Consider the following 9,833-nt stretch of genomic DNA (forward strand, 5'->3'; position numbering starts at 1 on the left):
ACCAACCGTACAGAATCCGACCACACTCAAAGCAAAGGCCTTTGGTACAACAACAACCTGAGCTCCTCTGCTGACGAAAGCCTGCATCAAACCAAAATCAATGCCGGTTCTGTCAATATTGCCACCACCGGCAAAGTTCAATTGGATGCGACCGAACTGAACTCGGCTGCTGATGCACGCATTGCCGCCCAACAAGGAATCGTATTAAGCAGCAACAGCGAAACCGACAGCAGCTCGACTTATGTCAGCTTCAAAAATGAAACTGCTGCCCTGAATACCGGTATCGCTACAAAATCTTCCAAAAACTCTACCGCCCATCAAACCAAAATCTCCGCAGCCGGTGATATCGGTTTGATTTCCGAAGGCGATTTGAGCACTTACGGCGCAAGCATTGCGGCAAACGGCAATGTCGTTACCGATGTCAACAACATCAACTTGGGTACTCAAACCACCATCAACACCAACAGCCTCGACGACCAGAAAAAATACTGGGGCGGCCTGTTCGGCGGTGAAAGCCAAGTTCAAAACAACCGTACCGAAAACCTGCACGGCAGCAGCATTACTGCCAACTCAAACATAGTTTTGGGTGCAAAAAACGGCGTCAACGTTTACGGCAGTACCGTTGAAGGCCAAGCCGGTACATTCGTCAGCTCCAAAGCAGGCAATGTCGATATTAAAAACGCCACCAGCACCGATACTTCCGCACAAAGCGCGCGTAAAGGTACGATTTTCAATATCACTACCTCTAAAACCAGCAGCAACAGCAGCATTGAAAAAGTAACCGGTTCTACCTTGGTTTCCAATGCCGACCTGACCGTTGTTTCCAACAAAGACATCAATGTGATCGGTTCTGCATTGTTTGCGGCACAAAAACTGCAACTTTCTTCCGCAGGCGATTTGACCATTGATGCTGCCAAAGCGGTAGAAAACAAACAGGTCAACGAGTATTCCATCAAAGGCTACTCTGGCACCGAAACCAATAAAGAAAACGGCAGCGTGACTGCCAAAGCCGGTATTAAATTCACCGATACCCACACCGACACCCACTCTGTCGGCCTGAACGGCAGCATTTTGACCGGTAAAAACACCCAGTTGTCTTCCAACTCAAACGTTACCGTCAGCGGTAGCCAAGTCAACGGCGAAGAATCTGTCAACATTTCCGCAGCCAATGACGTCAATGTTGTTGCATCCAAAGGCAGCAACACTGTGACCGAATCCGGACGCGTAACTGATTTGGGCGTATCTGCTACTGCATACGAAAAAAATAACGTTGCAGGCGTCGGCGTATCTGTCGGCATTACCAGCACCAAAACAGATGCAACTACCGTAACGAATACATCTCATGTATCCAACATCAACACCGGCGGCAACGCCACCATCACTGCAAACGGCAATATTAATCAAGAAGGTACAGTGATTAATGCGACCGGCAATGTGGTTGAAGCTGCCAAAAACGTTACCCATGCAGCGGCACACAGCGGTGCAAAATCCGATGTGAAACAAAACGGCGGCGGTTTGGTCGTTTCTGCCGGCATCAGTACCAACAAAGGCATCGGCGGTGAAATCACTGCACAAGGTCAAGGCAACTCCTCGACCCACAATGAATCCACTGCAACCGTAACCACCATCAACGCAGGCAATGCCATCGTTTTGGCAAATGACAAAGTGTCTGATGAAGGTACAAAATACGATGTGACCGGTGCGATTAACATTGATGCAGGTTCATACCACAACACTGCCGCCCACAACACCAGCAACAGCAGCAGTAAACAAGGCGGCGCTTCTTTGACTGTCGGCGCATACACCAAAGATGGTTCAAACGTTGATGTGAATGCCAACCTGAACGTCAACTACGCTGATGAAAACAAAAAAGAATCTACCGCCGTCAAAGGCGATATGAATGCGACCAATGTTGTCATCAACGCCAAAGACTCTGCTGAAATCGCATCCAACATTACCGCCAACAACAACGTCAACATTACCGCAGGCAACGGCGTAACCTTCACCGAGTCAGCCAATACTGCCTCCAACCAAGGTACAGCTGTTAATGTCGGTATCGGCGCTGGCGCGACAATCAATGTTGAAACCGGTGTTGCCGTTCCTCACGTCAACGGCTCTGTCGGCGTCAACAAAACCGATAACGCTTCTTCTACCGCCGCAGGCGCGAATGTAGCGGCCGGCAATGAGATTAAAATCAATGCCAACAACGGCGACGTCAACCTGCACGGTACCAACTTGGTATCCAACAACTCCGTTGAAGTAGAAGGCAACAAAGTCAATACTTCCGGCGCGATCAGCAGCGTTAACGAAAAAAATCTGACCATCAATGTCAACGGCAGCTACGCTTCAGGCAAACCAAACGGCGGCATCAACGCCAAAGGTAAAAACGAAGCCAACGTAACCAATACGGCAAACACCATCCAAAGCGACAATGTTGTTATTACTACCGGCTCTCCAACCGGTTTGAGCGTCAACAATACGACCATCAACGGTAATAATGTTGCGTACTACTATGACGACAGTAAAGCTCCTGCGGCGAACCGTTATACCTATCGTCCTCGCCAACCAAGCTACGCCAAACGCCGTTTGCGCTACTAAGATGCGCTATTGAAGTCATTTAATAGCCATTAAGACATGCCGTCTGAAAACAGAAAGTTCTCAGACGGCATTTTTATCATCAATGCAAAACAACACACTATCTCTGTTATGATAATGCCTCGCTAATATTATTCCGTTCCTACCATGTCTTCCGCCCTTCCTTTTGACGCGCTCACACTTTCCATCGACGGCACCAACCTTATCGAAGCTTCTGCCGGTACGGGTAAAACCTACGGCATTGCCGCGCTCTTTACCCGACTGATTGTTTTAGAAAAAAAAGACATCGAGAAAATTCTGGTCGTTACCTTTACCAAAGCGGCGACGGCAGAACTGAAAACCCGTTTGCGCGCACGTTTGGACGAAGTGTTGCAGGTTTTGAACGAAATCCAAACTTTGGGCGGCGAGCCGGAACATATTTCAGACGGCCTGAACAAATATTACGAAAAAGAGAAAAAATCCCCCGATGACTTTCTCAATCGCTTGATTCCTTTGGCTTTAGGCGAGCAAGACGGACAAGAAAGCTGCCATCGCCTGATTCTCCGCCTCAAAGCCGCGCTGAGCCAGTTTGACAACTCCTCTATTTACACCATCCACGGCTTCTGTCAGCGCGTCTTGCGCGATTACGCGTTTTTGTGCGGCGCACCTTTGGATGTCGAGCTGTCGGACGACTCGCGCGAGAGGCTGCTGATTCCTGCACAAGACTTTTGGCGGCAGAAAGTGGCAACCGATGCCACATTGGCACAATTGGTTTTTGACCGGAAATGCACGCCCGAAGAAATGCTTGCCGAAATCAAAAGCTATACCGGCCGCCCCTATCTGAAATTCAGACGGTCTGAAGGCGATTTGAAAGAAGCCCAAGCCAACCTTCAAGAAACATGGCAAAAAGTTTGCGCTCAGTTGGAAGACTTGGAAAAAGCATTTTGGGCAATTTTTCCCAAACTTAACGGCCAAACCTACAAAAGAAAAACCTTTGAAAATGTTTTTACCGATTTAAAAACAAACGCCGAATCCAACCGTCTGCCCCGCCTGAGCAAACAAACGCTAGAAAAATTAAGCCTCTTCAGTATCGACACGCTCAACAGCAAACTGAAAAAAGAATATAAAACCGATGCCGATATGCCGGAAATTATTCAGCTGCAAGCCTTGGCCAATCTCGGTCGTGATTTGCAGGCAATGGAAAGCGCGGAAGAAGCGGTCTTCATCCGCCTGCAACTCGACCTCCTTTCCCACATCAATCAGTCCATTGCCGAACAAAAAAAATCACGCCGCGAGCGCGTGTTTGACGATTTGCTGCTGGACGTCCATCAGGCATTGACCACCAATGAACACGGCAACGCGTTGGCAAAAGCGGCGGCGGCAAACTGGGAAATCGCGCTGATTGACGAATTCCAAGATACCGACCCGCTGCAATACGAAATTTTCCGCCAAATTTTTATCGAACAAGGCTGCCCGCTGTTTCTCGTTGGCGACCCCAAGCAGGCGATTTACAGCTTTCGCGGTGCGGACATTTACGCCTATCTGCAAGCTGCGCAAGATGCGGACAGGCATTACACCCTCGCCGTCAACTACCGCAGCCATGCCAAGCTGATTAACGGCATCAGCGCCTTGTTCAAACAAAAAAAACACCCCTTCGTCTTGGAAAATATCGATTACAGCGATGTCTCCGCCAGCCGCGCCGAAAGCCGGCTGTCGCCACACCGTCCCGCCATCCAAGTACGCTGGCTCAACACGGACGATCAGACCAACAAAGAGATTTTGCGTGGCCGTGCCGCCGAATATTGCGCCGATGAAATTGCCTTTGCGCTCAATGAAGCAGCCGAAGGCCGTCTGAACTTCAAAGGCCGCGCGCTGGAGTCCGGCGATATTGCGGTTTTGGTGCGCACCAACAACGAAGCGGCGATGATTGCCGGTAAACTGAAACAGCGCCGTATCCAAAGCGTGTTGCTGTCGCGCCAGTCCGTTTTCGATTCCGCCGAGGCAGATTCGCTGTCCGCGCTGATCGGCTTTTGGCTCAACCCAAGGCAAACCGACTGGCTGCGCTTTGTCTTGACCGGCGTTTTATTCGGCTATACCGCCAAAGAGATTTACGAACTCAACCATAACGAACACCAGCTGCTGAAATGGCTAGAGTCATCTGCCCAAGCCATGGAAAAATGGCGGAAAGGCGGCATTTTTGCCGCCGTGCAGCAGTTTGCCGCCCTACATGACATCGAAACACGCCTGCTCAAAGGCGGCAACGAGCGCAGCCTGACCAACTACTACCAAATTCTGGAGCTTTTGGCCGAAGAAGACAGTCAAAGCCGCAACCCTGCCGCCCTGCATAAATGGCTGAACGAACAAATCAGCCGTGCACGCAGCGGCCATTTCCCATCAGACGCGCAAACCATCCGTCTTGAAAGCGACGAAAAACTGGTCAAAATCGTTACCATGCACGCGTCGAAAGGTTTGCAATATCCTTTGGTGTACTGCCCCTTCGCGTGGGATACCAAAGACAATTCCAAAGAAAACTGGAAAATCCTGCATACTGAAAGCCACGAAACCGAGCTACTGGCAAAATCGCAAACCTCGGAAGCAGAACTAAGCCATCTTGCCGACGAAAAGACGGCAGAAGATTTACGCCTACTTTATGTCGCCCTTACCCGCGCCGAAGAACAGCTCAATATCTACGCCGCCGCCAACAAAAACTGTACGCCAAACAATCCTTTTGCCTATCTGCTCGAAGGTTTGTCGGATGCCGGCCGCGAGAGCGTCAGCCAAAGCTATAAAAGCGCGACAGACGTTGTAGAAATGCTTAAAACCAACTGGCAACGCTTTATCAAAAACGCGCCTGAAAATACGGAGTTTGCCTTCACGGAAGAAGCCCCGCCGGAAACCGTCTATCAATACAGCCGCCAGCAAGACCAAGCTTTTAGCGCACATAGCATTAAACGCCGCGATTTTGACTTTATCCGCCACACCAGCTTTACCGGTTTGAGCCGGCACACCAAGTCAACCGACGAACAACACGAGCCTTTGCAACCTGCCATCGATCCGGCAGAAAGCGCAGACCGTGCCATGCCGTCTGAAAACCTGCCGCCCCCACTTTCAGACGGCCTCGATATCCACCATTTCCCCCGCGGCACCAATGCCGGCGTATGTTTGCATGAAATGCTGGAAAAACTCGATTTCGCCGCCTCTGCCGAGAGCCAATCCGAAATGATTGCCGAAGTTTTGCAACGCCATAGCTTTGAAGACAAATGGCTGCCGACGGTAATCACCATGCTCGATACCTGCCGCCTTACGCCTTTAATCAACGAGAGCCTGTCACAGATTCCGACGACCCGACGCCTGCCCGAAATGGGGTTCACCCTGTACATGGACGATTTCAAACTGGACGACTTGCGCCGTTGGTTTGCCTCAAGCGAAGCAAACCTGCCGCCAGAATGCGTCCAAGCCGCGCAACTGCTTGATTTCCATGATTTGCAAGGCTATTTAAACGGCTTTATTGATATGGTTTGCCAAGATTCAGACAGCAATGTCGTTTTAATCGACTACAAATCCAACCATTTGGGCAACGATGCAAGCGCCTACACGCAACAGGCGATGAACGAAGCTGTGGCGCATCATCACTACTACCTGCAAGCCCTGATCTACGCCGTTGCCATCGCGCGCTACTATGCCCTGCGCGGCAAGCCCTTGCCCCAAATCGCCATCCGCTACCTCTTCCTGCGCGGCATGGACGGCTCGGATCAAGGCATCTGGAAATGGGACATCGATACCGCCCTGCTTTCCACTTTTGTTGAACGAAAAGCAAATACTTGATAAATCATCTTGTTAAACCGTCAAAAAGGCCGTCTGAAACGTTTTCAGACGGCCTTTGATTATTTGTGCAAACCGCATTCCTTACTGTCTTTGCTTTCCCACCACCATCGCCCGGCGCGGATATTTTCGCCCAGCTTGACTGGACGCGTGCAGGGTTCGCACCCAATGCTGGGATAGCCTTGATGATACAGCGCATTAAGCGGAACTTGGTGCTCGTGCGCATATGCCCAAACATCCTGCTCTTCCCAATCGAAAATAGGATTGAATTTGGCGATGTTGCGGCCTGTATCCAGCTCTTCAAAATTCAATTCGCTGCGCGTTTCGGACTGGCTGCGGCGTTGTCCGGTCAGCCATGCAGGCGCGTTGTGCAAAGCGCGGTTGAGCGGTTCAATTTTGCGGATATGGCAGCAACGGCGGCGCAACTCGACACTGTCGTACATCGCGGTCGTACCAAACTCCGCTTCAAATTCGGCGGCGGTTTGTCGATTGGGATAAAACACTTCCAATTCGGTTTGATAACGCGCATTGGTTTCGGCAATCAGCGAGGCGGTTTCGGGATTGAGTTTGCCCGTATTTAGCGTGATGATGCGGATGGGCAGTTTCAGACGGCACACGGCATCGGTAATGACCATATCCTCAACCGCAAGGCTGGATGCGAAGACGGCTTGCGGATAGCGTGCGGCAATGTCTTGCAAACGGTGCTCCAAAGCGGCTGCCAACTCAGGCAGTTGGCGGCGTTCGGCATCGCTGATTTCGGGGATTTTCCAGAGTTGTGGGCGGAATAAAGACATGGCTGGTTGTTCCTAATAATTTTCAGACGGCCTGTTGAAACGGCTGCCGATATGGTTATGGAACAATATTGTCCAGCGCCCTATCTTCAAACGGAAAGAATGCTTTTCTATTTCTTTATAACCAAAGCGTCTGCTGCTGGTTTTTCGGCAGCAAATGGCTCACGCCGATACCGATCAGGCGGAAGGCGTCTTCACGTTGCGGAGGTATGCGTTGCAGCAAAGTATGCGCTGCCTGAAGCAGCGAGGCGCTATCGGGAAGGACGGAAGAATACGTCAGCGAACGCGTGATAATGCGGAAATCGTGGGTTTTGAGTTTGAGGGTAACGCCTTTGGCTTCGACGTTTTTGCGTTCGATTTGCCGCCAGAGGTCTTCGGCGAGGTGCGGCAAATGGCTTGAAGCCTGCGCCAAAGACAAATCTTCGGGTAAGGTGATTTCGGTTGAGATTTGCAGGCGTTCGCGTTCGGCTTTGACCGGCCGCTCGTCGATACCGCGTGCCAAATCGTAAAGGCGGTAGCCGTAGCGGCCGAAATGGTTTAAAAGTTCGCCGCGCTCAAAACGGCGCAAATCGCCGGCGGTTTGCATACCGAGGGCATTCATCTTTTTCAGTGTAACTTTGCCGACACCGGGAATCTTACCCAACGGCAGGCTCTCCAAAAACGCCATGATTTTTTGCGGCGGCAGCACAAACTGCCCGTTCGGTTTGCGCCAGTCAGAAGCGATTTTGGCCAAAAACTTATTGGGCGCGATACCCGCGGAGGCTGTCAAACCGGTTTCTTCAAAAATTTCAGCACGAATACGTTTGGCCACTTCGCTGGCGTACGGGATATTTTCAAAATTTTGGGTAACATCCAAATAGGCTTCGTCCAAAGACAAAGGCTCGATCAAATCGGTATAACGCCGAAACACGGCATGAATCTGCGCCGACACTTGACGGTACAAATCGAAATGAGGCTGCACAAACACCGCCTGCGGACACAGCCTTTTCGCCGTTGCCACCGACATGGCTGAGTGCAAACCGAATTTGCGCGCCTCATAAGAAGCGGCACAAATGACCGACCGCGTACCGTCCCACGCCACAACGACAGGCAGCCCTTTCAGGTGCGGCTGCTCGTGTAGTTCTACCGAAGCGTAGAATGCGTCCATATCGATATGGATGATTTTGCGTTGGGACATGGGAAAAGGTGGATAAGAAAAAGGCTTATTGTAACAAAAGGCCGTCTGAAGTTTCAGACGGCCTCTATGTTTAAGCCTTATTTTTTACTGGAAAGCTGGTCAAACAATCCGCCGTCGGCAAAGAATTTTTTCATGATTTCTTCCCACGGGCCAAATTTCTCATTCGGATTAAACGTCTCAATCTCAGGGAAATCGGCTTTGTGTTTCGCCAATACTTCGGCATTGCGCGGACGCAGATAAAGATTGGCGGCCAACTCTTGAGCCGGTTCGCTCCAGAGGTTTTGCAGATAGGCTTCGGCAGCGGAGCGTGTGCCTTTTTTGTCGACTACGCTGTCCACGACGGCAACCGGTGCTTCGGAAAGAATGGTGTAGCTCGGATAAACGATTTCAAACTGGTCTTGGGTCAGCTTTTTGCTGACGTAGTTGGCCTCATTTTCAAAGGTAACCAAGACATCGCCGATATTGCGTTGACTGAAGGTCGTCGTTGCCGCGCGACCGCCGTTTTCAAATACAGGCGTGTTTTTCAGCAATGCGGCCACAAAATCTTTGGTTTTGCCTTCATCGCCGTTATTCACTTTCAAGCCATAACCGTACGCACCCAAAAAGGCGTAGCGGCCGTTGCCGGTGGTTTTCGGGTTCGCCAAAACGATTTGCACGCCGTCTTTGGCCAAATCGCCCCAGTCTTGGATGTGTTTTGGATTGCCTTTGCGTACCAAGAAAACGACGTTACTGGTATAAGGCACGGCATTGTCCGGCAGACGGGTGTTCCAATCGGCTTTGACCAAACCTTTTTTCACCAAAAGCTCGATATCGGAAGTCTGGTTCATGGTCACCACATCGGCAGCCAAACCATTGGCGACAGCCAAAGCCTGCTTGCTGGAGCCGCCGTGCGACTGTTGGACTTCAACCGTTGCACCGCCGTTTTTCGCAGCATATTCTTTAACAAACAAAGGATTGTATTCTTTATAAAAATCTCGTGCGACATCATAAGAGACGTTCAACAGCTTCACATTACCGCCCTTGCCTGCGGAAGCGGCATTGTCGGCAGATTGTTCGTTTTTGGGAGAGCAGGCACTCAACGCCAGCGCGGCGGTCAATGCGGCAAAAGAAAGGGTACGGATATTCATGGTCGGCTCCTATTAAAAGTATGGCGATACTTTATCGGGATCGGAGGCAAACGGGAAATAATGTTTGCTTTTGGGTTTATCAGTTTTGGTTATATAAACCGAGGCCGTCTGAAATCAAAAAATAATTATTTATAACTATAAAATCTAAACCATATTATTTACAAAGTTAATAAAAAAGAGTACCGTTCGTATTCGCCGAATCATTAGGCGTTTTATTCAATAATCGAAAGATGGAGTGTAGAAACTATGAAACAATGGATGCTTTTAGGATTGCTGGGATTGGGCGCAGTGGCACAGGCACACGATGTTTGGGTGGCCGCACCGACACATCAGCCTGCCGGC

Annotated in this window: 5 protein-coding genes; 2 read left to right on the forward strand and 3 right to left on the reverse strand. The window is 50.4% G+C overall.

Annotated elements, in window-relative coordinates:
• Both ACTHS3_RS01075 and recB read left to right on the forward strand, forming a co-directional pair.
• On the forward strand, positions 1 to 2,598 hold a 2,598-nt coding region (locus ACTHS3_RS01075), incomplete at its 5' end, for a beta strand repeat-containing protein (RefSeq protein ID WP_440366876.1).
• Positions 2,599 to 2,742: 144 nt separating this feature from the next.
• The gene (gene recB, locus ACTHS3_RS01080) at positions 2,743 to 6,399 is read left to right on the forward strand and encodes an exodeoxyribonuclease V subunit beta (RefSeq protein WP_070625424.1); all 3,657 of its coding nucleotides are present in this window, start codon (positions 2,743 to 2,745) and stop codon (positions 6,397 to 6,399) included.
• Positions 6,400 to 6,458: 59 nt separating this feature from the next.
• On the opposite strand, the gene ACTHS3_RS01085 is transcribed toward recB, so the two are convergent.
• The 3 genes from ACTHS3_RS01085 to ACTHS3_RS01095 all read right to left on the reverse strand — a co-directional run bounded on the left by ACTHS3_RS01085 (position 6,459) and on the right by ACTHS3_RS01095 (position 9,485).
• Positions 6,459 to 7,190, reverse strand: coding sequence for a phosphoadenylyl-sulfate reductase (locus tag ACTHS3_RS01085; RefSeq protein ID WP_004521081.1), 732 nt, complete (start codon positions 7,188 to 7,190; stop codon positions 6,459 to 6,461).
• Between the two features lie 115 nt (positions 7,191 to 7,305).
• Positions 7,306 to 8,364 (reverse strand): DNA polymerase IV, encoded by a 1,059-nt coding sequence (gene dinB / locus ACTHS3_RS01090; protein ID WP_004521080.1) that lies wholly within the window; start codon positions 8,362 to 8,364, stop codon positions 7,306 to 7,308.
• A gap of 77 nt (positions 8,365 to 8,441) precedes the next feature.
• Complete coding sequence (locus tag ACTHS3_RS01095; RefSeq protein WP_191620581.1) at positions 8,442 to 9,485, reverse strand: sulfate ABC transporter substrate-binding protein; 1,044 nt, start codon at positions 9,483 to 9,485, stop codon at positions 8,442 to 8,444.
• Positions 9,486 to 9,833: the final 348 nt, after the last annotated feature.

Source organism: Neisseria sp. P0009.S007, from assembly GCF_051962515.1.